Origin of the sequence: Salinivibrio proteolyticus (assembly GCF_027286365.1) — a bacterium.
Classification (GTDB): domain Bacteria; phylum Pseudomonadota; class Gammaproteobacteria; order Enterobacterales; family Vibrionaceae; genus Salinivibrio; species Salinivibrio proteolyticus.
In genome coordinates this window covers 179,785-202,121 of sequence record NZ_CP114584.1, presented here as the reverse complement: position 1 = coordinate 202,121, position 22,337 = coordinate 179,785, and the positions used below count along the sequence as shown (strand labels likewise).

Here is a 22,337-nt window from a genome sequence, read left to right as displayed (position 1 = left end):
TCTTGTTTGAATATCGCGCAGCTAGGCAGGCAAACCGTCGAATTACTCAGTTCAGCGTGTCTAAAGCATGCTTATCTTGGCGAACTAATTGCTTGCGATAGTGGTCTATTAATACACCAATGGCGGCTTGTCCTTGTGCGGTGGTTAAGGGCCTGAGAAGCTCTAGCATTTGCAGAACCCCTTTATAAATCACCCCCGCGTGAATTTGCGTTTGGGGAGCCTGGGCGCTTTGGTAAAAAATCCAGCTCGACGCCACCAACTTCAGGGTTTCGCCAACGGCACTAAGGGCACTTTCATCCAGCGCGAGCCAGCCTGCTTGGCTATAGTGTTGAAGTATGGTCATTAAATTGACTTGCAGCTGTTGCTGGGCGGCCAAGTACTTTTGTTGCAAAGCTTCATCTCGGCGCAGAATGTCAGGCAGGTTGGCGTAAAAGAACCGATACCGCCACATCAGGCTAAACGTCGCATCTAAATAATGCTGCAACAGGGCTTGGGTATCGTCGCGGGGCTGATGAGGATCAAACGCCAAGGCGAGATCTTGCGCGTATTGGTCGAATATACTGTGTATAATCGCCTCTTTATTGCGAAAGTGATAGTAAAGGTTGCCCGGACTGATACCGAGGTCAGCCGCAATATGGTTTGTGGTAATATTTGGCTCGCCGTGTTGATTGAACAAAGCCAGTGCAGCATGGATAATTCGATCGCGGGTTTTCATGTATGGTTCTGTCCTCTGCCCGGTTGATGCTAAACCATACTATCACAGACAACAGCGAAGGCGACGGCGTCTGTCGTCAGGCAAAAATTTAGGTAATGATATGATAATTGTGACAGGTGGCGCCGGCATGATCGGCAGCAACTTAGTAAAAGCACTCAACCAGCAAGGCTATCGCGATATTGTGGTGGTCGATAACCTAAAAGACGGCACCAAGTTCGCTAACCTCGTTGATCTCGATATCGCCGACTACATGGATAAAGACGATTTCCTCACCCAAATTATGGCGGGTGATGATTTTGGTCCTATTGAGGCGGTTTTCCACCAAGGCGCCTGTTCTTCCACCACAGAGTGGGATGGTAAGTACATGATGCTCAATAACTATGAGTACTCCAAAGAGCTACTCCATTATTGTATTGAGCGTGATATTCCATTCTTATACGCCTCATCAGCAGCCACTTACGGCGGACGCGACAGCGATTTCATTGAATCACCCGACTATGAAGGGGCACTCAATGTCTATGGCTATTCGAAGCAGCAATTCGATAACTATGTCCGTCGCGTATGGGACGATGCGGCAGCTCATGGTGAAACACTGCCACCCATCACCGGCTTTCGCTACTTTAATGTGTATGGCCCGCGCGAGCAGCATAAAGGCAGTATGGCCTCAGTGGCCTACCACCTTAACCAACAAATTTTAAACGGTGAAAATCCCAAGCTTTTTGAAGGCAGTGATACCTTCAAGCGTGATTTTGTCTATGTCGGCGATGTTTGCGCAATGAATATCTGGTTCTGGCAGCAGCAAATCTCTGGGATTTTTAACTGTGGTACCGGCCGTGCTGAGCCATTCAGCGCCGTTGCCAATGCAGTGATCGCATTTCACGGCAAAGGCGAAATCGAAGAAATTCCATTTCCTGCCCACCTGAAAGGCCGTTACCAAGCCTACACGCAAGCCGATCTCACCAAGGTTCGAGAAGCAGGCTACACCGCAACATTTAAAACCGTTGCTGAAGGTGTTGCCGCGTATTTGGCCGAAATTAATCGCTAATAACAATAGTTCGCCCCAGTGAGGCTGGGGCGTGAGAAAGAGCAATGACAAAACAGCGACACGATTACGACGCCCATGCCTACAACCCAGAATTTTCGCGTGCCTATCTGGCGCCCAAATACTGGGGCACATGGCTGATGCTTTTGGTTGCCCTTCCCGTTTGTTTACTCACTCCGGCTAAGGCGAAGTATCGCTTTTCTCGCTGGGTCGCCAACAAACTGGTAGCAAAGAAAAAAGGTACCATTTTGAATGCATGGCTTAACCTCGAAGCCTGCTTTCCTGACAAATCCGCCGAGGCTCGTCAGGCGATTTTGGTAGAAACCTTGACCACGGCTGGGGCCTTTTTGCTTAGCTTTCCGCTGATCACCTTGCGAAGCCGCCATTGGTTTCAACACCACTGTGACGTCGCGGGCATGGAGCATATCACTCGCCACACGGATAATGGCGAAGCGGTGATCCTATTTGTCCCCCACACATGGGCCATTGATGCCGCAGCCATTCTGTTTGCTTCTCAAGGGCTACCAGTGGCGGCCTTTTCTAAACGACAAAAGAATCGCCTGCTGGATTGGCTGATGCATCGCCAACGCGTGCAATACGGCGGGAACTGCTACGAACGTGAGGCCGGAATTAAACCCTTTATTCGCGCCGTTAAACGCGGATTTCTAGGTTACTACTTGCCCGATGAAGATATGCGTGATGAAAGCAGCGAATTCGTGCCGTTTTTTGCCACCACCAAAGCCACCTTGCCAAGTTTGGGCAAGCTAAGCAAAGTGACCCGTTCCCATATTGTCCCGGTATTGTCCGGCTTTAATGCCCAAACAGGGCGATTTAACATCACCGTTTATCCCGCATTCAACGACTTTCCGACCGGCGAAAGTCAGACAGATGCACGCGCTATGAATGCGCAAATCGAGACAATGCTAGAAGGACAGCTAGACCAATATATGTGGATTCTTCAGCTTCTCCGGACCCGAGAAGATGGCCGCAACATTTATCAAGAAGCAAAAAAGAAGGCGGCAGCATGATGAACATACTGGTCATTGGTCCCTCTTGGGTAGGCGATATGGTGATGTCACAATCACTGTATAAAACTATTAAGCAACAGCACCCTAACGCCAAGATTGATGTGATGGCACCAGCGTGGTGTGCCCCAATTTTGGCACGCATGCCAGAGGTCAATCGCAGCATTGAGATGCCGCTCGGCCATGGCGAATTTGCGCTCGGTAAACGTCGCCAATTGGGTAAAGCACTCGCAAAGCACCACTATGATCACGCCTATGTGTTGCCTAATTCGGCCAAATCGGCACTGATCCCTTGGTTTGCCAATATTCCAGTGCGCACAGGCTGGAAAGGTGAAATGCGGTATGGCTTGCTGAATGACTTACGCCCCAACAAGAAAGCCTTTCAGTACATGGTAGAGCGCTATGTCGCATTGGCTCATCCTCGTGCTGAGATGCAAAGCTCTGCCTCACTCGGCGGTCTTGAAGGCCTGCCAAAACCTGAATTAACCATTGACCCTGACGCACAAGCGGCCGTGGTCAAAAAACTGGGGCTGAATCAAGATAAGCCCGTGCTTGGTTTATGCCCAGGGGCCGAATTTGGCCCAGCGAAAAAGTGGCCCGAACGCCACTATGCCGCGGTCGCACAAGCGCTGATTGCACAAGGCTACCAAGTATGGCTGTTCGGCTCAGCAAAAGACGTTGAAACCTGTGAAAACATTGCCGCACTGTCTGGCCAGCAAGATGACATGTATGTATTAGCGGGAAAAACCAGCCTGATTGAGGCCGTTGACTTACTCGGCGCCTGCCAAACCGTGGTCAGCAACGACTCGGGGCTGATGCATATCGCTGCCGCGGTAAATTGTCATGTGATTGCGGTATATGGCTCCACATCCCCGGAATATACGCCCCCATTAACCCATAAAGTCGATATTATTCACACCGATATTGACTGTCGCCCATGCTTTAAACGCGAATGTCCGTTAGGACATTTAAAATGTTTAAACGATTTGGACCCACGTCAGGTAATTGATCTAGTGGCAAGGACAGGGAAGCCATCATGACCAAAACAACTAATACTCTTGCCGTCGCACTGATTGTAAAAAACGAAGCACACAATCTCGAGCCGTGTCTACAGTCCGTAGATGGCTGGGTCGATGAGATCATCATTCTTGATTCTGGCAGCACCGATCAGACGCTCGATATTGCCAAACAATATACGGACAAAGTCTATATTGAATCAGATTGGCAAGGTTTTGGTAAGCAGCGACAGCGCGCACAAGCATATGTGGAAAGTGATTTTGTCTTGTGGCTAGATGCTGATGAACAAGTCACACCTGAATTAAAAGAAAGCATCTTAAGTGCCATTAATAGCCAACAAACGAACACAGTTTATTATGTGAACCGACTATCCCGTGCATTTGGCAAGGAAATAAAACACTCTGGTTGGCACCCTGATTGGATCTGTCGTCTCTATAAAACATCTGAGGCTCAGTATTCTGACTCGCTAGTCCATGAACATGTTTTAGTACCCAGTACACATCAAAAAGTCTATTTAGATGGTGTATTAAAGCATAATACATTTCATTATCTTCATGAGTACACCGCCAAGACTAACCAGTACATAAAGCTTTGGAGTGATCAGAGGGAAGGTAAAAAGTCGTCGAGTGTATTAAAAGCTATTAGCCATGCACTATTTCGATTCATAAAAATGTATATATTAAAAAAAGGCTTTTTAGATGGTCGACATGGGCTTGTCCTCGCACTACTCAGTGCTAATGTCGTCTTCACACGCTATGCCGACTTGTGGTTGAGAGACTATGTTAAGAGGCAATCTTGATATGCACATTTGCCATGTCAATCTTGCATCTGGGTTTAGCGGCGGTGAGCGACAAACACTCACACTGATCAAACAACAGCTCGCAATGGGTTATCAACTCACTGTGGTCGCTAACCCCAAAAGCCCGTTTGCTGATGAAATTCGCGCACTTGAACAGTGCCAATCCGAGTTTCCGCACCTAATTTAGGAATAAACCGCTTCGTATAACTGACCCAACAGTTTCAGCAATCGTAGTTGATGTTCTCGTACACCGGTAATGAAGCTCTGACCGTCGAGTTCGAGTGTGTCGATCCCTTCAAATTTTAAGAATACCCAACGTGCCGTCGGTTTAGTCGTTGTTTTGTTCTTCACCATGCTTGGGAAGAACGCTTCTGTCTTGTTAAGTTGCTCTCTGATTTTGTGCTCTAGACTTGCGTAAACAAGAAGGCTAAGCGTCATTATCATGAGCAGAGCCTCAATGCGTTGAGGTTTTTTTAAGAAGATCGAAGACGTTAAGAACTCGGGGCTTTTCAAAAAACGAAAGCCGCGCTCTACTTTTTGTTGGGATTTGTAATGTTCAAGCAATGCAGCCATGGTCAGATCCGCACTATCAGTATCGTTGGTAGCGAGGATAAACATACCCACTTTAAGCTTAGCCAGTTTCACTTTATCTAGATCGGTATAAGGCGTGGCATCAATAAAATAGCGATATCCTGTTGGCTTAGCTCCCTTTTTAGGGCGACCACGACCCGCATAGACAGCCTCTTTAATGATGGTTTTTTGTGCAAAGCCAATGAGGTGACATTGGCTTGCAAAGTCATCCATTGCCTGCTCGGCATCTATTGCACAAGCAAACTCTTTTTTCATAAGTTGGCCCAGGGCTTTCAGCTCTTTGGCGGCATTTTTATCTAAGTTCTTGTAGAACGTTATTTCTTCTCGCTTCGTCGCTTGCTCGCTATGAACCAACAACCATTTTTGAGTGACTGCGCCATAGTTAGCGTCAATCCAGCAACCTGAATAGCCGTTACCGATATGAGTTAACTGTTCAGGTCTAAGCGCCAGCAAGGCTTCTTTGGCAGACTTAATCGTCATTGGCACACGAGTAATGAATTTCTGTTTTTGTTCATCCAAAGAGCGAATGCTGTCTTCTGTATACAGGGCGGCATCGGCGATAAAATAGCGGCTATTTTGAGCCGCTTTTAAACAGTGAATATGCTTCTTAGTGACCTCAGAAAACGCCTTCGCATCATTGGTGTTACCACTGAGTGCTTGCATGTAAACAGGCAGGCCTGCTTGATTTTCACAAATCAGCTCAAGGACCACTTGGTTTAGCTCTGGACGGTGGTCTCGGCTGTAGCCTTTTACCAGTTTAATCGCATTGATATCGTCGTCTTGGGCGTATTCTCCATCAACATGAAAGCTTGTGATATCAAGATGGACAGAGTCCGTTTTAAGTCCCAGTTTATCAACAACATGCTCAGCAATCGCTTGATAAAGTGCGGACACATCCGCTTCATATAAAGCATCAAGCGTGCGCCCAAGGACATCATCCGTTAAATGGTGCGCTTCAATGTCTTTGGCTAGCAATTTGGAAACAGGCTTCGTTTCGAAAAAGTCGGAAAACATATGCAGGGTTCTACTGTGAAAACCCAGCCCATTTAGGATCATCGCTAAGACGGCATCACCATGTGAAACCTTGTGCTCGGAGTACTTAGGAATGATACGATCGATAATATCTGGTAAGCCAACTTCACGACAGAAAGCAGCGATTAGCCCTAGGTGATCGAGACGTTTGATGACGGGTTGAGGAGCAGGCATAGTAAGCGACCGTTAAATAACAGTAATAGATCAAAGCTGGGGATCACGGTCAAGACATATGTGACACTAAAAGCTGCAAATGATCGCTGGATCACACTATTTTAATTCATTAATTGGCTGCGGAATGACGGCTTCACACGCTATGCCGACTTGTGGTTGAGAGACTATGTTAAGAGGCAATCTTGATATGCACATTTGCCATGTCAATCTTGCATCTGGGTTTAGCGGCGGTGAGCGACAAACACTCACACTGATCAAACAACAGCTCGCAATGGGTTATCAACTCACTGTGGTCGCTAACCCCAAAAGCCCGTTTGCTGATGAAATTCGCGCACTTGAACAGTGCCAATTAGTGCTTTGTAAGCATTATACTCGCTCGCATCAGCGCTCAATCACCGCTGACTGCGATGTGGTACATGTTCATGAAGGCCGAGCCATCTATTGGGCGCTGCTCCAGCGCTTGATACATGGCGTACCCTATATCGTCACGCGACGTATTGATAATCCCCTAAAGCGTAAATGGCTATCTCAACTTGCTTATACACGTGCAAGTACGTTGGTCGGGCTTAGTTCGGAGATTGTCCGCCAGATAACTCTGCGCCACCCTCAAGCGAATGTGGCAACCATTCCTAGCTCTCCGGTTCAGTATCCGGTATCAAACACTGACGTCGACGCGATTAAGGCGCAGTTTGCTAATAAGTTTTTGGTCATTCAAGCCGCGAATATGTACGCCCATAAGGGCTTTGATGTCACGATTGGCGCCGCCAAGGAGCTCGAGAAGCATTCTCCTCAGGTTCACATCTGCTTACTAGGCGATGGTAAAGCGCGCGCTGAGCTCGAAAAACAAGCACAAGGCCTTGGCAACATTAGCTTTATGGGTAAACAAAGCGCAATGGGGAACTGGTTCGCAGCCGCCGATTTGCTGGTTCATCCTTCGTATAGTGAAGGGCTAGGCTCTGTGATCCTCGAAGCGATGGCCACAGGCTTGCCGGCAGTTGGTACGAAGGCAGGCGGGATCCCTGATATTATTAATCACGAGACTAATGGCTATCTGATCCCGTCTGGTGATCAGGGCGAGATTACGTATGCTCAAATTTCAGTCAACCCTTTGATTCCGGCCAGTACAATTTGCTCTAAATAAGCAACATTCATCGATGCCATCTTCTGCTTGCGTCTAATACTTGCCTTTTTGCTGCTCTCTAACCGAAGCATATTAAGAGCCATGTGACGCACGCCAGCGAGAATCTCCGCCGCATGCCCACGATAAATTTGGCACGCATCCTCATTCATGGTCACATCGAGAACCCAGTGGAGTCGGTTTTCTATCTCCCAATGACCACGAACTGCCTCGGCAAATCGTTCCGGTGTCAGTGTCGCTGAACTAATGTAATAGCGGTATTCCAGTGATTCTTCTCCCTTTGAGTCAATGCGATAGCTAATAGCAACACCGACCGTTTGAAGCGCTTGCCAGTCGGGGAAATCTATCGCCAGTTTCTGCGCTGGCATGACGTAATATTCGCGTGCTTCGATGCGTCCATGCCCGTGCTCAATGTCGCATTCTGGGCTTATTTTAACTAACGGTGCCAGGGCTTTTTGAACCGCTTTCTCCAAGCTTTTTTGATTGCCTTTGACTGCGAGTAAATAGTCACCACCTTGCTCAACAACTTGCTTGGCGATACCTGTTTGGCAACCCATAGCATCGATGGAAACCAAGCATCCCTTGATGTCCAACAGGTTGATGAGTTCGGGTATCGCTGTGATTTCATTCGACTTGTCTTGAGTCTTAACCTGGCCCATTACCACACCATTCGCTGTCGCAAAGGCACTGACCATGTGGAGAGTGGATTGCCTATCTTCTCGGTTATAGGAGCTACGGAGCACCTTCCCGTCGATAGCAATCAGAGCGCCGTTAGCGTGCACGTTGACGGCCTGCATCCATTTCAAAAAACAGTCCTGAAACTGGTCAGGTTCGATGGAAGAAACCACTCTGGCAATCGTGTCATGAACGGGAATGCCTTGAAGGAACAGGCCTTTATCTTGCAGCCAATCAAGGTGTGCTTCGCCAAAGTCTTCAATGTCTTCCCATCCCTCCATGCCAGCAATGGTGGCGCACACCGTTAGGAATAAGATATCGAACAAAGGGTACGAAATTTTGGCTGATTGTCGTGTGTCTTGGATAACAGAAAAGTACTGAGAAAAAGCATCGATGGACATCGTGAACTCCCGTCAAAAAGGGAGTATATGATCACAGCGATAAGTGATCGTCAAACTGATCTACTTTGCTCAAAATTCGTTCGTGATCTTGCCCTGGTCTGGTGATGCTGCATCACTTGCTCACTATATTGAAACACTATCTCAAACACCTGAGTTGTTAGAATGTATGGCTCGAGAAGCATTAAATACAGCCAAAAAATTTGATATCTCAATATGTGCAAAAAAGTATCAAGATATTTACCAGCACGTCATTCATGAAAAACTATAGCTTATCTAAACCGTTGTTTGCCCAGAATGCTTTATTTCTCACGGTTTCTTGAAAGATGTCCTGATTGATAGATGGCCTTTTAAGCTCTTGGTGATAAAGGTGCAGTAATGCTGCACCAAATTTTAGTGCTTTTGTTTTTATACCAACGCCATTCAAACGAAATTCAATATCTGTATCTTCACCCACTGCAGGCGCTTCATAGTTCATATCAAATCCGTTGATTTTTTTGAAATCGTCTTTAAACAAAGAAAAATTACAACCGATAATAGACTTTTCTAAACGCCTTTTTAACATTAGATTTCTGAGAAACTTTATATGAATACCGTTTTCAATGTGTTTACCGGTAACGTCTGTATCATAACCTAACAGATTAAACCACAAATAACGGAACATCATTGGAATAAAATAAACATGACTAAACGTTGACTTCTTTGGCGAAGAACATAACTTTTTAGTATACTTTTCAGACAGTTCGACACGGCGCCCACAAACAACCTTCCCTTTTTCTGCAGCATACAGATGATCTTGTACAAAACCAAATTGAGGCACACAATCGCCATCGATAAAGATTAAATAATCAGTTTTAGACGCAGCAATCGATTTATTCAAAATTCGATTTTTTCTAAACCCTTTATCTTCATGCCAGACATGAAGTACGCGAAAAGGAAGCAATTTAATATAGTCTTTCAACCATGAAGTGATATCATCGGATGATCCATCATCGGCAACAATCACATCAAAATTATAGTTTGATTCTTCTTTGAGTGATTGAAAAATCATACTTAATGCCTTTTTATTATTGTAAAAAGAAATAATGATTGTTGCTTTTTTATAATCCATAATATTTTGCAATCGTTTGGAAAGTCTTAATTTGTTTAGTAGTATAACAATTATGTATAAGTTTTGGGACTGATTCGTGCGCTGGCTATACACCTTTATCCTGACTCTTGTTGCCCCGTTGTTATTAGTGGGCCTGTACCGAAAGCGTCCCGGGAAACCGGCCGTCGGTGCGCGATGGCGTGAGCACTTTGGTCGTACGCCGGCTGTTGAGGGGCAGCCGATTTGGCTGCACGCGGTTTCTGTGGGCGAAGTGCTCGCCGCGAAACCCGTGATTGCCGCGTTGCAGCAGGCCTATCCATCCATTCCTCTGCTCGTCACCACCACGACCCCAACCGGCGCCGAACAGGCAGAAAAGATAGAAGGCATTATCCATCGCTATATGCCAGTCGATTTTAACGTCGCTGTCCGTGGTTTTTTGCGCGCAGTCAATCCCCGCCTGTGTGTGATTATGGAAACCGAGCTGTGGCCAAACACTCTCGCTAACGTCCATCAAGCCGGTGTGCCTATCGTGGTCATCAATGCGCGCTTGTCCGAGAAAGCGTGCCGCGGCTATAAACGGATCGCACCGCTATTTCGTGCCATGAGCCAAAGTATCGATGTGATTTTATGTCAGCACGACAGCGATAAGGCCCGTTTTGCCGAATTGGGTGTTGCCGACAATAAGCTCGCGACGGTCGGCTCCGTCAAATTTGATATCAAAGCTACGGATCCTCATCTGGGCCAATCACTGATTGATGACATTGGTGCTCGTCCATGCTGGGTTGCCGCCAGTACGCATGAGGGAGAAGATGCCATCATGCTCGACGCCCATGCCGCTTTGCTCCGTGATTATCCCGATGCCTTGTTAATCTTAGTTCCCCGTCATCCGGAGCGGTTTGATGGCGTAGAGGCGCAGATCCACACCCACGGACTCAGCGTCCAGCGCCGTACAAGTGACGCGCCAATCGCCCTTTCCTCGCAAGTCTATTTAGGGGATACCATGGGAGAAATGATGACATATCTGGCTGCTGCGAACGTGGTTGTCATGGCGGGTAGCTTTCTCGGCCCTAAAGTCGGTGGGCATAACTTGCTCGAGCCTGCCGCGCTCGCAAAGCCGCAGTTAACGGGACCCAGCTACTACAATTTTCAAGTGATTGGTGACACCTTGATTGAAGCAGGCGCCTTGCAAGTGTGTAATGACAGCCGAGATATTGCCGCGAAGATCGGTGCCTTTTTCTCGTCCCCCCCCTGGGCGCGCAAGCAGGACAAGCGGGATTGCAGGTTGTTGAGCAAAACCGAGGGGCAGTCGAACGTACCTTGCAAGCACTGGCGCCTTGGTTAAATCGCTAACCCCTATTTGCGAATCTTATTATAGCCTTTTAGCACGGCGGCCCAATCTTCGGGCTGCCAGTGGATTTGACGCTTTTCCTTCTCTTTTTTAAACGAGCGATGCAAACGCGCTAAGTTGTCTTCTTTCCACTGCTCACCGTCACGCTGCTGGCATTTGTCGAAATCAATTAACCACAACTTGCCTTTCTTATCGCGAAGAATGTTGTGAATATTGAGGTCAGTGTGACAAACTCCGGCATCGTGAAGCCGTCGCACGAGTCGTCCGATAGCTCGATAATCATGAGCCAATAGTGCATGTTCACAGAGGATAGCTACAAGATCACGCGCGCCTGGCACTTTTTCAACCAGAATATCTGCCCGATACGTGCGCCCAGATTTGACCGCGCGCGCCGCAACCGGTCGAGGCACTGGCAACTTTTTCGCCCGCAAGTAGGCGAGTAACGTCAGTTCCGCCCCGCAACGGGTTGTCTCCCAACCGGTGAACCAGTATTGATCTTTTACCAGCTTACCGAACAAACCGCCCCGATAATAATGGCGCAATGCCATCTCCATCTTAGGGCCACGCACAAAAAAGGTCGTGCCGCGTCCTTTTGCTGAACCCGTCACCGCTGCTTGCTGATGCCAATAGTGAATATCGAAATAGTGGCGTGGATCCCCTTCCACTAACTCAGGGTCAAACCAAATACATTCGTTGTCGCTCTGTTCTACTTCTATACTCACTGTTTTTCCTATCTTGCGGTCGCTGCAGCGCCTATCAGTGTAACGCGCCTATTTTCAGATTCACAGACGCGCCACAATGAAGAACAATGCGTCTCGACGCATGATTTGATAACCTCTGCCCAGATAACACATCAAAAGGACAACCCTGTGACCAAGAAACAACTGACCCGTGTGATTTACCCGGGCACGTTTGACCCCATCACTAATGGCCATCTTGATTTGGTTGAACGCGCTGCAAGCATGTTCGATGAGGTCATCGTCGGCATTGCCGCAAGCCCCAGTAAAAAGCCCCTGTTTGATCTGGACGAACGCGTCGCCTTAACTCAAGCGGTGACCAGTCATTTACCCAATGTCTCTGTGGTCGGTTTTTCTGGGCTACTGGTGAATTTTGCCAAGCAATACCAAGCCAATATTTTGGTACGTGGTCTACGTGCTGTCTCTGATTTCGAGTACGAGTTCCAACTGGCCAACATGAATCGCCGTTTGATGCCTGAGCTTGAAAGCGTGTTTCTCACTCCATCCGAAGAGCACTCGTTTATCTCATCAACCTTGGTCAAAGAAGTGGCACTGCACGGCGGCGACACCAGTGAGTTTGTGCACCCTGATGTCTTAACCGCACTTTGCAATAAGCTTCACGTCAACACGCCATCATAGTGGCTGGCAATGCGGGCAGAATACCGTTGCCCGCTGCCCAATCACCACACGCTCTAATACCGTCTCGCATTGCGGACAAGGTTCGCCGGCTTTGCCGTAAACCCGAAGCTCCTGAGCAAAATAGCCTGCTTTGCCATCTGCATTGGTAAAGTCTTTTAAGGTTGTGCCCCCTTGGGCAATCGCCGCCGCGAGCACGGTTTTTATCTCATCGACAAGACATGCTGCTTCTGAGTGCGTCAGGCTCCCTGCTGGACGTTTGGGGTGGATCCCCGCACAAAAAAGAGATTCATTGGCATAGATATTCCCCACGCCAACGACCACCGCGTTATCCATAATGAAGGATTTCATCACCAGTTTTTTACCCTTCGCACGCGCCAGTAAATAATCAGCGTTAAAAGCGTCACTTAATGGCTCGGGGCCAAGCTTGCTCAGCACTTGATGCATTGTATCCTGCGCTTGCCACAGCCAAGCGCCAAATCGTCTTGGGTCGTGATAACGGATCATCATATTGTTGCTGAGGATGACATCCACATGGTCATGCTTTTCTGGGGCTAAGCTGGCGGGTAATACCCGTAAACTGCCCGACATCCCAAGATGCACAAGCGCCGTCCCCAGATCGCACTCGAGCAACAAATATTTGGCACGACGTGTTATCCGGCGAATCACTTGGCCTTGGAGCAATTGCAATTCATCAGGCACCAGCCAGCGCAGCTGTGGTTGGCGAACAATAATTTGGGTGACGGTCTGACCTTCAACATAGGGAGTGATCCCCATGCGACTGACTTCAACTTCAGGTAATTCAGGCATGATAAGGACTTTTACTTACGACTTAGTCAACGGAAAAAGGTAACGGCTATCAACAGACACCGCCAGCCATTGGCCTTGCTCATTTTGCATTAACCAAAATTGCGGCTGCTGATAATAGGTAATACGGATAGGTTCTTGATCAGGACTACGCAGTAGCTCAAGCGTCCGCGGTGCGGTCAGTTGCGGCCGCAGAGATTGTAAAGTGGCGTCATTCACTTGTGTTCCTTTCAGTCCCAGCCAACGTTGAGCGAGCTCCGTGGGGCTAATCAATAACGGCTTATCGGTTTGCCAACCATCAAGCGTACGCGTCAAGGTTAAGTGAGAGAAGCGCAGCGCGAGCACCTCACTGCGTGACGTCACCAAGGTAATCACACCGTCAGGCATCTCTCGGGCGTGACGTTGGTGGCGCAGATAGTCAGGTAATAGCATCAAACCGAAAAAAATCACCACGGAAAAAATGAGGATGTTGTTCCACGTTTTTCGTTTTAGCTTCATGAGACACCGCCACTGGATACCTGACTTTGTTAATCAGCAGTATATACACAAATGAGGCTGGCGTTGATAGCTAAGCGACCGGATGGTCCAGCGAGGGGAAATAGATATAAAAAAACCCAGCCTAAGCTGGGTCTTTCTCGAAACTTTCAACCAATTACTTGATTTTGGCTTCTTTATACATAACGTGCTTGCGAACTACGGGATCAAATTTTTTGATCTCGAACTTGCTTGGCATGTTACGTTTGTTCTTATCTGTGGTGTAGAAGTGACCAGTACCAGCAGAGGATACTAGACGAATCTTCTCGCGAATGCCTTTAGCCATTCTCTAAGTCCTCTTATACTTTCTCACCGCGGGCACGCATTTCTGCTAGTACAGAATCGATACCTTTTTTGTCGATGATGCGCATACCTTTAGTAGATAGACGCAGTTTAACGAAGCGTTTTTCGCTTTCTACCCAGAAACGATGAGTTTGCAGGTTCGGCAGAAAACGACGCTTGGTGGCGTTATTAGCGTGAGAGCGGTTGTTACCAACTACAGGACGCTTGCCAGTTACTTGGCATACTCGTGACATGAAAGTCTCTCCAAAATCGTTTCAGCTCGATATCAACCTTGTCCGCCAGTCCTGCAAATTCAAGGTCAGGCTCAAGGTCAAGGCTATCAAAGGTGGCGCATTATACTAACTGAATTCACATTGCTCAAGTCCCGAGCAGATCCTTTTGCGCTCTTTTTGATCGTTTTTTTCGCCAAAGGCGATCCTCAAAGGGATAACAACCAACCTCGTTCGGCGAAGGATACCACTTCTCCGTCCCCAACCACCAGATGATCAAGCACACGAATGTCGACTAATCCCAACGCTTGAACAATTCTTTCGGTGATTTGGCGGTCGGCCTGACTCGGCTCTGCCACACCCGAAGGGTGATTGTGGGCCAATATAAGTGCCGACGCATGCAATTCGAGTGCGCGGCGCACAATTTCACGCGGATACACACTCGCCGCATTATGGGTACCCTCAAAAAGTTGCTCATCGGCAATGACACGGTGTTGATTGTCGAGAAATAATACATAAAACGCTTCGCGGGGCCGGTCTCGAAGCAACGTCGACAAATAACGGCGGGTATGATCAGGGCTAGTCAGAGCATCGGTTTTACTTAACGTTTCTTTTAAATAACGGCGGCTAAGCTCCAATACCGCCTGAAGCTGGGCATATTTCGCGCTTCCTAGCCCTTTATGCTGACAAAACGCAGCTTGGTCAGCACCCATCAGCGCACGCAGCGAGCCAAAGTCATTTAACAGGTAGTCGGCCAGTTCAACCGCACTCATCCCCGTCACCCCAGTCCGCAAAAAAATCGCCAGTAACTCGGCATCAGACAAGCTCTGTGCCCCTCTACTCAGCAAACGCTCTCGTGGGCGGCAATCTTGCGGCATGGTTTTTAAGCTCATGATCGTTCTCCCTTTGCTGAGCCAATCGTCGGCTACGACAAAGCCGATAGTAGGGAGAGGACGCCGCCTTGATACAAGCGCATCATGGCAAGGTTGCGTTACAGTCGCCTATTTTTATTCCCCGTTGCGTGTGCTTTTCAGCAGACATCAGCCCATATCACAGCCAACCTGGCTCACACCGTGCGAGGATTCATGCGCTTGAACAAGCTTTTTACGCTAAGGATTATGGTATGGTTGCGCCATTCACTGACAACGATATCACGCATTATGGCCAGTTCTTCACAACAGCCAGCCCAGACGCTGGCAGGAAAACGTATACTGCTCGGTATGGGCGGCGGCATTGCCGCGTATAAATGTGCCGACCTCACTCGACGTCTGATTGAACGTGGGGCGACGGTCAAGGTGGTGATGACTCGCGCAGCAAAAGAATTCATCACCCCGCTGACCATGCAAGCCGTTTCCGGTCACCCGGTATCAGATAGCTTACTTGACCCCGCCGCTGAAGCGTCGATGGGCCACATTGAATTAGCCAAGTGGGCAGATTTAGTCTTGCTCGCCCCCGCGACCGCTGACTTAATTGCACGCGTCCATGCCGGCATGGGCAATGACCTGCTCACCACGGTGTGTCTCGCCACCGATGCGCCGATTGCGATTGCACCCGCAATGAATCAACAGATGTATCGTGCAGCTGTCACGCAAGCCAATATCGCCGCCTTGGGCGCGCGCGGTTGCCTGATTTGGGGGCCCGACAGTGGCGCACAAGCCTGTGGCGATGTCGGCCCGGGGCGTATGCTAGAGCCGATGGCGTTAGTGGCAGAATGTGAGCACTGGGCCGGTCCCACACCTCTGGCTGGCAAGCACATCATGATCACCGCCGGGCCAACCCGAGAAGCACTCGACCCGGTGCGCTATCTTTCCAACCATAGTTCGGGAAAAATGGGCTATGCGCTCGCAGAAGCCGCCCGCGCACTGGGTGCCACGGTCACCCTAGTCAGTGGGCCAGTCGCACTGCCAACTCCCACCGGCGTGCACCGTGTTGATGTGACCAGTGCACAACAAATGTATGAAGCCGTCCATGCCAGCATTGCCTCACAAGACATTTTTATCGGCTGTGCGGCCGTGGCGGATTATCGTCCCCAAACCGTTGCCGAGCAAAAGCTGAAAAAACAAGCCGATAAAGATGCCATGACAGTCACCATGGTGAAAAACCCTGACATTATCGCCTCGGTGGCTGCGCTGTCGGATACACGACCTTTTACCGTTGGTTTTGCGGCAGAAACACAGGATATCGAGACCTATGCACGCGATAAACTTGCACGTAAAGGGCTCGACATGATTTGTGCTAACGATGTCTCGCTTTCAGACCAAGGGTTTAATAGCGATCACAACGCCTTACACCTTTTCTGGCCGAACGGTGATCTCGCACTATCGTTAACAGAGAAAGCACACTTGGCGCGCGCTGTAATGACGCATATCGCCACCCGTTATCACAAGGCGGATACCAGCGCGTAACGCAAAAAAACGCCGTCACATCAAGTGTAAAAGCGTGCGCCAAGGCCACGCTTTTTGCTTTTAATACAGGCACCTCACCGCTAAGATAAAGGGCATGACTAACACGCTTGGTGGCACCTCGTCCTGATGCTTCCTTTACCGCCCGCCAACGTGAGAATAAAAGACAAAGGAATCGCATGAATGGCAGCCCCGAAAAAAAATAATCGCCGCGAAGAGATCCTCCAAGCGCTCGCGCAAATGCTGGAATCCACGCAAGGCAGCCAGCGCATCACGACCGCCAAATTGGCCGCCCAAGTTGGCGTCTCCGAGGCCGCACTCTATCGCCACTTTCCCAGCAAAGCACGCATGTTTGAGGGCTTAATTGAGTTTATTGAGGACTCATTACTGTCCCGCATCAACCTGATTATTGATGAAGAGAAAGACACCTTAGTGCGTCTTAAGCTCATTCTGCAGTTGCTGCTTGGATTTGGTGAGCGCAACCCAGGGCTGACGCGTATCATGACAGGCCATGCGTTGATGTTCGAGCAAGACCGCTTACAAGGTCGCATCAACCAATTGTTTGAGCGCGTTGAAGCGCAACTCAAGCAAGTACTGCGGGAAAGACGTTTGCGAGAAGGGAAAGGCTTTCCGCTCGATGAAGCGGTGCTCGCTAGCCAGCTAATTGGCCAAGTTGAAGGCAGTTTGTGCCGTTATGTACGCTCCTCTTTCAAACAACTGCCTACCGCCAACTTTGAACAGTACTGGCAATTGCTCACCAGTCAGCTGCAATAAGCCATGCAAGCAATCAGGCGCGCCGTGGCGCGCCCAGTAAAGGTTAAATACCATACTCTGCTTGATAAGCTTTGACCGCCGCCAGCTGCGCCGGGTCAGCCTCGCTTTGCTCTAGATAGGTCACTAAGTCGCTTAAACTAATGATTGAGACAACGCGGCAGGCAAAGTCACGTTCCACTTCTTGAATCGCAGACAGCTCACCTTGGCCCCGCTCTTGGCGGTCAATCGCCACCAAAACACCGGCAAGTTGCGCACCTTGCGCCTGGATCAGCGCCATAGATTCACGAATAGCAGTACCTGCCGTGATCACATCATCCACCAACATCACGCGACCTTCGAGCGCACTCCCCACTAACTGGCCGCCCTCGCCATGATCTTTTGCCTCTTTACGGTTAAAGCAGTAAGGCGTGTCCACATCATGATGATCGGCAAGCGCGACCGCGGTGGTGGTTGCAATCGGGATCCCCTTGTACGCAGGGCCAAATAGCACATCGTAATCAATCCCAGCATCCATTAATGCAGCGGCATAAAAACGACCCAGTTTTGCTAAATCACGTCCGGTATTAAACAAACCTGCATTAAAGAAATACGGGCTCTTACGGCCGGATTTCAGGGTGAATTCACCAAACTTTAAAACCTGCTTTTCAAGGGCAAACTCAATAAACTGGCGCTGGTAGGCTTTCATTCCATCCTCTCACTATTAAAACGGTTGTGACGGTTATGTCACGGGCTCCATCCTGTTCTCAGGGCAAAAAAATAGCCCCCAATGTGGGAGCTACTCAATCTGTTATGCGTCGGCTAACGCCGATTTTTGGGCAACGACAATGTCATCAATGCCCTTCTTGGCCAGTACCAACATGGCATTGAGTTCATCGGGGGTAAATGGCTCTGCCTCAGCGGTACCTTGTACCTCAATCATGCGGCCATCTTCGAGCATCACCACATTCATGTCGGTGTCTGCCGCGGAGTCTTCGACATATTCCAGATCGCAAATTGGCGTTTGCTGATAAATACCCACCGACACCGCTGCAACGTGACCTTTCATGGGGTTCGCGGCAAGTTTGCCATCACGCACCATGGCATTAAGTGCGTCAGCCAGAGCAACGCTCGCTCCCGAAATAGATGCAGTACGCGTGCCGCCGTCGGCCTGAATCACATCACAATCAACCGTGATGGTGTACTCACCCAGCGCGGTTAAATCAACCGCTGCACGCAGGCTGCGCGCAATCAAACGCTGAATTTCCATCGTGCGGCCGCCTTGTTTGCCGGTCGACGCTTCTCGACGATTACGCGTATGCGTGGCACGTGGCAACATACCATATTCTGCCGTCACCCAGCCTTGGCCCTTGCCTTTTAAAAAGCGTGGCACACCCTCTTCGACAGTGGCGTTACAAATGACTTTTGTGTCGCCAAAGCAAACCAGCACAGAGCCTTCTGCGTGGGCAGTAAAACCGCGGGTAAAGCTAACGGGACGAATTTGGTCGAGCGCTCTTCCACTTGGACGCATGCAAGTAACCTTTTGGGCTGATGAAATTTGCCCGCGATTATACGTGTTTCTTGCCACGCTTGCGATCCCTGTCGGCACATCTTGCCAACACAGCTGACGCATTGCAGGTGGATGCGTATAATCAAGCCATTCACTCTTTGCACACACAAGCAGGTACCAATGATCCACAGCATGACCGCCTACGCGCGACACGAAATCAAGGGCGATTGGGGCAACGCCGTTTGGGAAATTCGTTCCGTCAACCAGCGCTATCTCGAAACCTATATTCGTATGCCTGAGCAACTGCGCAGCCTTGAGCCCGTTGTGCGTGAGCGCTTCCGTAAGCGCCTCGCCCGCGGCAAAGTGGAATGCAACTTACGCTTTGATACCTCGCAAGCCAATCAAGACAAGCTCACCATTAACGAAGCCTTAGCCAAGCAAGTAATTCACGCCGCCAAATGGGTGAAAGAAACCGCTGGGGAAGGCAACATCAATCCGTTTCAGGTCCTGAACTGGCCGGGGGTGATGGAAGCCCCAGAGCAAGATACCGACGAGCTGCATCGCGCCCTAATGGCCGGTCTGGATGAGGCACTCGACGCCTTTATCGCCGCGCGTGCGAGCGAAGGTGACAACATGAAAGTGCTGATTGAGCAGCGATTAGATGCGATTAGCGCTGAAGTCATCAAAGTGCGCGAAAAGATGCCTACCGTGATTGAATGGCAGCGTGAACGCTTAACCACACGTTTGGAAGAAGCCAAAGTGGAGCTCGATCCAACTCGCATCGAGCAAGAAATGGTGATGCTGGCGCAAAAAGTAGACGTTGCGGAAGAGCTTGATCGCTTGGACTCACACGTTTCAGAGGCGCGCAAGATCCTCAAAAAAGGCGGCGCCTGCGGCCGACGGTTGGACTTTATGATGCAAGAGTTCAACCGCGAAGCCAACACCCTCGCCTCTAAATCAATCAGCACCGAGATCACCGCCTCCGGCGTCGAGCTCAAAGTGCTTATCGAACAAATGCGCGAGCAGATCCAAAACATAGAGTAACCTTCACCAGTAGTCAAAGACTGAATTAAAACCATTGAAAATCATTATATTATGAAAAAATGACACTCATGACATCCATTGCGAACCTACTAAGTTTGGGTAGTTATGGGTAGTAGATTGGGGAGTATTTTCTCGCTATAGTTTGTTTAGCGATATTGTACTCCCCAATTTTTTGAGGTCGAGAAATGGGCAATTTGCATGACAAAACAGTTAAAAAACTGATCAAGGAAAAATCATCCGTCCGACACTCCGATGGCGATGGACTGTATTTGATGACTCCCAAACGCGGGGATGCTTACTGGATGCTGCGCTACACCACACCAGCAACTAAGCTTCGGCGCGAGTACACTATCGGTAAAGTTGATGACTGGTCACTGGCCGATGCTCGTGATGAGGCCGCCAAGCTGAGGTTAGCGATCAAACGTGAAGGAGTTGATCCCGTCCAAGAACGCAAGAAAGTTAATCAGAATCCCTTTAAAACACTGAATGATTTGTATGCTGACTATCATCAGCTCCGCCAGCGACAAATTGCTACCCACGAAAAGGAAAAGAGCCTTTACGAACGAGAGGTGGCTTGGCGTATCGGTAAAGTCGAGCTGGATAAAATAAGACCACTCGACATCAGTGAAATCCTACGGGATATCGCTAATGGTTATGGTGATAAACCACCAAGGCCAACCATATCTAACGATGTAATGCGTATGCTCAAGCGCATTTTTGATCATGGCATCAAGCTCGATGTTACTCAGTTCAACCCTGCAAGCCCTTTTCGACCCAAAGATGCAGGTGGGGAGGAACAAGCTGCAAACGACCCTATGACCGAAACCGAAGTCGTTGAGTTCTTTACCAAGCTCAGAGCGATCCCTGCGCAATTCAGTCGAGAGAACTATTTGGCTTGTGCTTTGTTGATTGCGACTTGTACTCGGAAAATGGAGTTATTGGCCGCCCCATGGCATGAGTTTGATTTGCCAAACCGAGTGTGGCATCTGCCGAAAAACCGCACCAAGAAACGTCGCGCAATCGACATTCCTCTCAGTGATGCAGCCCTGTTGTGGTTGGAAGAGCTGAAGATCCGCAGTTGTGGTAGCGAATGGGTATTCCCAGCCAGACGAATAAGCAAAAAAGCACGTACCCCACATGTCTGCGAGAATACCTTAAACCATGCACTGAAGAAGTTGTTCGAACAGAACTTTTTCTCGTTTGAAAAGCGCCGGGTACATGACCTAAGAGGCACCGCCAGAACCCGAATGGGTAAGATGAATATTCCTGACAATATAGCTCAACGATGCCTTAACCAAATTCCAGGTAACCGAACTGATGGTATCTATAACAAAGATGCTTATTTTGAGGAACGCAAAGTGGCTCACAACATGCTTGGTGAGTGGCTGGCTCCAATTGTTAATGGCGATGAGGCAAATAAGATTGTCAATTTTGACACGGTTTTTAAATCACAATTTTCACGGCAATAATTGACTTGAAATTACAAACTTACAAACCCAAAATTCAAATTAGTTTGAAAAATCCAAAAATCACGTCAATAATCAACGTGTATTTTATTTCTTATAAACCCAAATGAGAGCAGTCATGCTGAACACTGAAGCCAGACAGCAACTACAGAAACTGCTGCCGTTGGATATGATCGCCACCAAATCATGGCTGGAGACGCAAGGGCTCAACCTGCATTTTCTGGACAATGCCGTACGGAGCCAAACGCTGATCCCTGTCGCAGCCGGTGTTTACACTAGGCAAGAAGCGAGGCTGTCCTGGAAAGGAATCGTTGCCTCGTTGCAACGCATGGCCGATGTCCCTGTCCATGTTGGAGGTCTGACAGCGTTAGAGCTGGAAGGACTTGGCCATTACCTGTCCAAAGGAAACAAACCCAAGGTTCACCTCTATTCTGCAAAGATGCTGCCTAGATGGCTGGCAAGAATCGATGCGCCAGCACAATTTGAGTGGCATGGCACTCGTCGCCTATGGCCAGAGACACTAATGCAAGACAACCAGTTCCTGAGGCAAGATAGCTGGCAAGCATCACTTCCTTCATTACATTATTCCTGTCCAGAGAAAGCCATTTTGGAGCTTTTAGCTATAGTGCCCAATACCATCAGCTTTGAACATGCTGACCAACTTATGCAAGGATTACACAACCTATCGCCTCGTAAGCTGAATGCCTTGCTGAAAGCCTGTAGCAGTATCAAAGCAAAGCGCCTCTTTCTCTGGCTGGCAGGAAGACATCAACACGCTTGGCTTAAGCACCTCACACCAGAACAGTATGCCCTGGGCACTGGTAAACGACTGATCGCTAAAGGCGGCAAACTAGAGCCAACCTGGCAAATAACAGTGCCTAAGGATATGTGAAAA

At 49.0% G+C, this 22,337-nt stretch carries 23 protein-coding genes and 2 pseudogenes; 13 read left to right on the top strand and 12 right to left on the bottom strand.

Annotation, left to right across the window (positions count from 1 at the left end; all coding sequences use genetic code 11):
- Positions 1-46 precede the first annotated feature (46 nt).
- Positions 47-715 (bottom strand): TetR/AcrR family transcriptional regulator, encoded by a 669-nt coding sequence (locus tag N7E60_RS00975; protein WP_069590877.1) that lies wholly within the window; start codon positions 713-715, stop codon positions 47-49.
- A gap of 100 nt (positions 716-815) precedes the next feature.
- Here N7E60_RS00975 and rfaD point away from each other — a divergent pair, with 100 nt between their 5' ends.
- From rfaD to N7E60_RS00950, 5 genes and pseudogenes are all read left to right on the top strand, one after another.
- Positions 816-1,760 (top strand): ADP-glyceromanno-heptose 6-epimerase, encoded by a 945-nt coding sequence (gene rfaD / locus N7E60_RS00970; RefSeq protein WP_269597895.1) that lies wholly within the window; start codon positions 816-818, stop codon positions 1,758-1,760.
- Between the two features lie 44 nt (positions 1,761-1,804).
- The gene (locus N7E60_RS00965) at positions 1,805-2,785 is read left to right on the top strand and encodes a lipid A biosynthesis (KDO)2-(lauroyl)-lipid IVA acyltransferase (RefSeq protein ID WP_077639864.1); all 981 of its coding nucleotides are present in this window, start codon (positions 1,805-1,807) and stop codon (positions 2,783-2,785) included.
- Positions 2,785-3,822: a lipopolysaccharide heptosyltransferase II gene (gene waaF, locus N7E60_RS00960; protein WP_269598527.1), complete on the top strand. Its 1,038-nt coding sequence runs from the start codon at positions 2,785-2,787 to the stop codon at positions 3,820-3,822. Before N7E60_RS00965 ends, waaF begins: the two co-directional genes overlap by 1 nt.
- On the top strand, positions 3,819-4,598 hold the full coding sequence (locus tag N7E60_RS00955; RefSeq protein WP_269597894.1) for a glycosyltransferase family 2 protein: 780 nt from the start codon (positions 3,819-3,821) through the stop codon (positions 4,596-4,598). The genes waaF and N7E60_RS00955 overlap by 4 nt, the downstream gene beginning before the upstream one ends.
- A gap of 1 nt (position 4,599) precedes the next feature.
- Positions 4,600-4,749 (top strand): annotated as a pseudogene (locus N7E60_RS00950) (glycosyltransferase family 4 protein); the annotation flags it as partial.
- A gap of 32 nt (positions 4,750-4,781) precedes the next feature.
- Here the strand turns inward: N7E60_RS00950 and N7E60_RS00945 are convergent.
- The gene (locus N7E60_RS00945; protein ID WP_269597877.1) at positions 4,782-6,395 is read right to left on the bottom strand and encodes an IS1634 family transposase; all 1,614 of its coding nucleotides are present in this window, start codon (positions 6,393-6,395) and stop codon (positions 4,782-4,784) included.
- A gap of 187 nt (positions 6,396-6,582) precedes the next feature.
- Here N7E60_RS00945 and N7E60_RS00940 point away from each other — a divergent pair, with 187 nt between their 5' ends.
- Complete coding sequence (locus N7E60_RS00940) at positions 6,583-7,536, top strand: glycosyltransferase family 4 protein (RefSeq protein ID WP_269598526.1); 954 nt, start codon at positions 6,583-6,585, stop codon at positions 7,534-7,536.
- On the opposite strand, the gene N7E60_RS00935 is transcribed toward N7E60_RS00940, so the two are convergent.
- Complete coding sequence (locus N7E60_RS00935; protein ID WP_269597162.1) at positions 7,485-8,609, bottom strand: ISAs1 family transposase; 1,125 nt, start codon at positions 8,607-8,609, stop codon at positions 7,485-7,487. The two genes, N7E60_RS00940 and N7E60_RS00935, sit on opposite strands and share 52 nt — an antisense overlap.
- 262 nt (positions 8,610-8,871) lie before the next feature.
- Positions 8,872-9,717 carry a glycosyltransferase gene (locus tag N7E60_RS00930; protein ID WP_269597893.1) on the bottom strand — a complete coding sequence of 282 codons (846 nt, stop codon included), beginning with the start codon at positions 9,715-9,717 and terminating at the stop codon, positions 8,872-8,874.
- 76 nt (positions 9,718-9,793) lie between these two features.
- On the opposite strand from N7E60_RS00930, the pseudogene waaA reads away from it, so the two are divergent.
- Positions 9,794-11,046, top strand: a pseudogene (gene waaA / locus N7E60_RS00925) (lipid IV(A) 3-deoxy-D-manno-octulosonic acid transferase).
- 3 nt (positions 11,047-11,049) lie between these two features.
- Here the strand turns inward: waaA and N7E60_RS00920 are convergent.
- A complete protein-coding gene (locus tag N7E60_RS00920) occupies positions 11,050-11,760 on the bottom strand; it encodes a 3-deoxy-D-manno-octulosonic acid kinase (RefSeq protein WP_069590907.1) in 711 nt (236 codons plus the stop codon).
- A 153-nt stretch (positions 11,761-11,913) separates the two neighbouring features.
- On the opposite strand from N7E60_RS00920, the gene coaD reads away from it, so the two are divergent.
- A complete protein-coding gene (gene coaD / locus N7E60_RS00915; RefSeq protein WP_069590889.1) occupies positions 11,914-12,420 on the top strand; it encodes a pantetheine-phosphate adenylyltransferase in 507 nt (168 codons plus the stop codon).
- Here coaD and mutM read toward each other — a convergent pair.
- The 5 genes from mutM to radC form a co-directional block, all read right to left on the bottom strand.
- The gene (gene mutM / locus N7E60_RS00910) at positions 12,415-13,227 is read right to left on the bottom strand and encodes a bifunctional DNA-formamidopyrimidine glycosylase/DNA-(apurinic or apyrimidinic site) lyase (protein WP_069590891.1); all 813 of its coding nucleotides are present in this window, start codon (positions 13,225-13,227) and stop codon (positions 12,415-12,417) included. The genes coaD and mutM overlap by 6 nt on opposite strands.
- Positions 13,228-13,242: 15 nt before the next feature.
- Positions 13,243-13,722: a hypothetical protein gene (locus N7E60_RS00905; RefSeq protein ID WP_269597892.1), complete on the bottom strand. Its 480-nt coding sequence runs from the start codon at positions 13,720-13,722 to the stop codon at positions 13,243-13,245.
- Between the two features lie 154 nt (positions 13,723-13,876).
- On the bottom strand, positions 13,877-14,044 hold the full coding sequence (rpmG, locus tag N7E60_RS00900; protein ID WP_069590895.1) for a 50S ribosomal protein L33: 168 nt from the start codon (positions 14,042-14,044) through the stop codon (positions 13,877-13,879).
- Positions 14,045-14,057: 13 nt separating this feature from the next.
- Entirely contained in the window at positions 14,058-14,294 is a 237-nt protein-coding gene (gene rpmB, locus N7E60_RS00895) for a 50S ribosomal protein L28 (protein ID WP_069590897.1), read from the bottom strand.
- Between the two features lie 185 nt (positions 14,295-14,479).
- Positions 14,480-15,163 (bottom strand): RadC family protein, encoded by a 684-nt coding sequence (gene radC, locus N7E60_RS00890; RefSeq protein WP_077455068.1) that lies wholly within the window; start codon positions 15,161-15,163, stop codon positions 14,480-14,482.
- Between the two features lie 267 nt (positions 15,164-15,430).
- Between radC and coaBC the strand changes: the two genes are divergently transcribed.
- Both coaBC and slmA read left to right on the top strand, forming a co-directional pair.
- Positions 15,431-16,675, top strand: coding sequence for a bifunctional phosphopantothenoylcysteine decarboxylase/phosphopantothenate--cysteine ligase CoaBC (gene coaBC, locus N7E60_RS00885; RefSeq protein ID WP_269597891.1), 1,245 nt, complete (start codon positions 15,431-15,433; stop codon positions 16,673-16,675).
- A gap of 180 nt (positions 16,676-16,855) precedes the next feature.
- On the top strand, positions 16,856-17,446 hold the full coding sequence (slmA, locus tag N7E60_RS00880; RefSeq protein WP_069590901.1) for a nucleoid occlusion factor SlmA: 591 nt from the start codon (positions 16,856-16,858) through the stop codon (positions 17,444-17,446).
- Positions 17,447-17,489: 43 nt separating this feature from the next.
- On the opposite strand, the gene pyrE is transcribed toward slmA, so the two are convergent.
- Positions 17,490-18,131, bottom strand: coding sequence for an orotate phosphoribosyltransferase (gene pyrE, locus N7E60_RS00875; RefSeq protein WP_269597890.1), 642 nt, complete (start codon positions 18,129-18,131; stop codon positions 17,490-17,492).
- Positions 18,132-18,233: 102 nt separating this feature from the next.
- Complete coding sequence (gene rph, locus N7E60_RS00870; protein WP_069589051.1) at positions 18,234-18,953, bottom strand: ribonuclease PH; 720 nt, start codon at positions 18,951-18,953, stop codon at positions 18,234-18,236.
- Between the two features lie 159 nt (positions 18,954-19,112).
- On the opposite strand from rph, the gene N7E60_RS00865 reads away from it, so the two are divergent.
- The 3 genes from N7E60_RS00865 (at position 19,113) to N7E60_RS00855 (ending at position 22,334) form a co-directional block, all read left to right on the top strand.
- Positions 19,113-19,976 (top strand): YicC/YloC family endoribonuclease, encoded by an 864-nt coding sequence (locus N7E60_RS00865; protein WP_167313841.1) that lies wholly within the window; start codon positions 19,113-19,115, stop codon positions 19,974-19,976.
- A 185-nt stretch (positions 19,977-20,161) separates the two neighbouring features.
- Complete coding sequence (locus N7E60_RS00860) at positions 20,162-21,445, top strand: tyrosine-type recombinase/integrase (protein ID WP_269597889.1); 1,284 nt, start codon at positions 20,162-20,164, stop codon at positions 21,443-21,445.
- A 115-nt stretch (positions 21,446-21,560) separates the two neighbouring features.
- Positions 21,561-22,334 (top strand): type IV toxin-antitoxin system AbiEi family antitoxin, encoded by a 774-nt coding sequence (locus N7E60_RS00855; RefSeq protein ID WP_269597888.1) that lies wholly within the window; start codon positions 21,561-21,563, stop codon positions 22,332-22,334.
- The last annotated feature ends 3 nt before the right edge of the window (positions 22,335-22,337 follow it).

What these genes read in the sequence shown, in the direction of transcription:
- rfaD (WP_269597895.1), top strand. Translation starts at nt 816, where the DNA reads ATGATAATTGTGACAGGTGGCGCCGGCATGATCGGCAGCAACTTAGTA.
- N7E60_RS00905 (WP_269597892.1), bottom strand. Translation starts at nt 13,722, where the DNA reads ATGAAGCTAAAACGAAAAACGTGGAACAACATCCTCATTTTTTCCGTG.
- waaF (WP_269598527.1), top strand. Translation starts at nt 2,785, where the DNA reads ATGAACATACTGGTCATTGGTCCCTCTTGGGTAGGCGATATGGTGATG.
- pyrE (WP_269597890.1), bottom strand. Translation starts at nt 18,131, where the DNA reads ATGAAAGCCTACCAGCGCCAGTTTATTGAGTTTGCCCTTGAAAAGCAG.
- N7E60_RS00940 (WP_269598526.1), top strand. Translation starts at nt 6,583, where the DNA reads ATGCACATTTGCCATGTCAATCTTGCATCTGGGTTTAGCGGCGGTGAG.
- N7E60_RS00865 (WP_167313841.1), top strand. Translation starts at nt 19,113, where the DNA reads ATGATCCACAGCATGACCGCCTACGCGCGACACGAAATCAAGGGCGAT.
- N7E60_RS00855 (WP_269597888.1), top strand. Translation starts at nt 21,561, where the DNA reads ATGCTGAACACTGAAGCCAGACAGCAACTACAGAAACTGCTGCCGTTG.
- N7E60_RS00945 (WP_269597877.1), bottom strand. Translation starts at nt 6,395, where the DNA reads ATGCCTGCTCCTCAACCCGTCATCAAACGTCTCGATCACCTAGGGCTA.
- coaBC (WP_269597891.1), top strand. Translation starts at nt 15,431, where the DNA reads ATGGCCAGTTCTTCACAACAGCCAGCCCAGACGCTGGCAGGAAAACGT.
- rph (WP_069589051.1), bottom strand. Translation starts at nt 18,953, where the DNA reads ATGCGTCCAAGTGGAAGAGCGCTCGACCAAATTCGTCCCGTTAGCTTT.
- rpmG (WP_069590895.1), bottom strand. Translation starts at nt 14,044, where the DNA reads ATGGCTAAAGGCATTCGCGAGAAGATTCGTCTAGTATCCTCTGCTGGT.
- N7E60_RS00860 (WP_269597889.1), top strand. Translation starts at nt 20,162, where the DNA reads ATGGGCAATTTGCATGACAAAACAGTTAAAAAACTGATCAAGGAAAAA.
- N7E60_RS00965 (WP_077639864.1), top strand. Translation starts at nt 1,805, where the DNA reads ATGACAAAACAGCGACACGATTACGACGCCCATGCCTACAACCCAGAA.
- N7E60_RS00930 (WP_269597893.1), bottom strand. Translation starts at nt 9,717, where the DNA reads ATGGATTATAAAAAAGCAACAATCATTATTTCTTTTTACAATAATAAA.
- N7E60_RS00975 (WP_069590877.1), bottom strand. Translation starts at nt 715, where the DNA reads ATGAAAACCCGCGATCGAATTATCCATGCTGCACTGGCTTTGTTCAAT.
- rpmB (WP_069590897.1), bottom strand. Translation starts at nt 14,294, where the DNA reads ATGTCACGAGTATGCCAAGTAACTGGCAAGCGTCCTGTAGTTGGTAAC.
- mutM (WP_069590891.1), bottom strand. Translation starts at nt 13,227, where the DNA reads ATGCCTGAATTACCTGAAGTTGAAGTCAGTCGCATGGGGATCACTCCC.
- N7E60_RS00955 (WP_269597894.1), top strand. Translation starts at nt 3,819, where the DNA reads ATGACCAAAACAACTAATACTCTTGCCGTCGCACTGATTGTAAAAAAC.
- radC (WP_077455068.1), bottom strand. Translation starts at nt 15,163, where the DNA reads ATGAGCTTAAAAACCATGCCGCAAGATTGCCGCCCACGAGAGCGTTTG.
- slmA (WP_069590901.1), top strand. Translation starts at nt 16,856, where the DNA reads ATGGCAGCCCCGAAAAAAAATAATCGCCGCGAAGAGATCCTCCAAGCG.
- N7E60_RS00935 (WP_269597162.1), bottom strand. Translation starts at nt 8,609, where the DNA reads ATGTCCATCGATGCTTTTTCTCAGTACTTTTCTGTTATCCAAGACACA.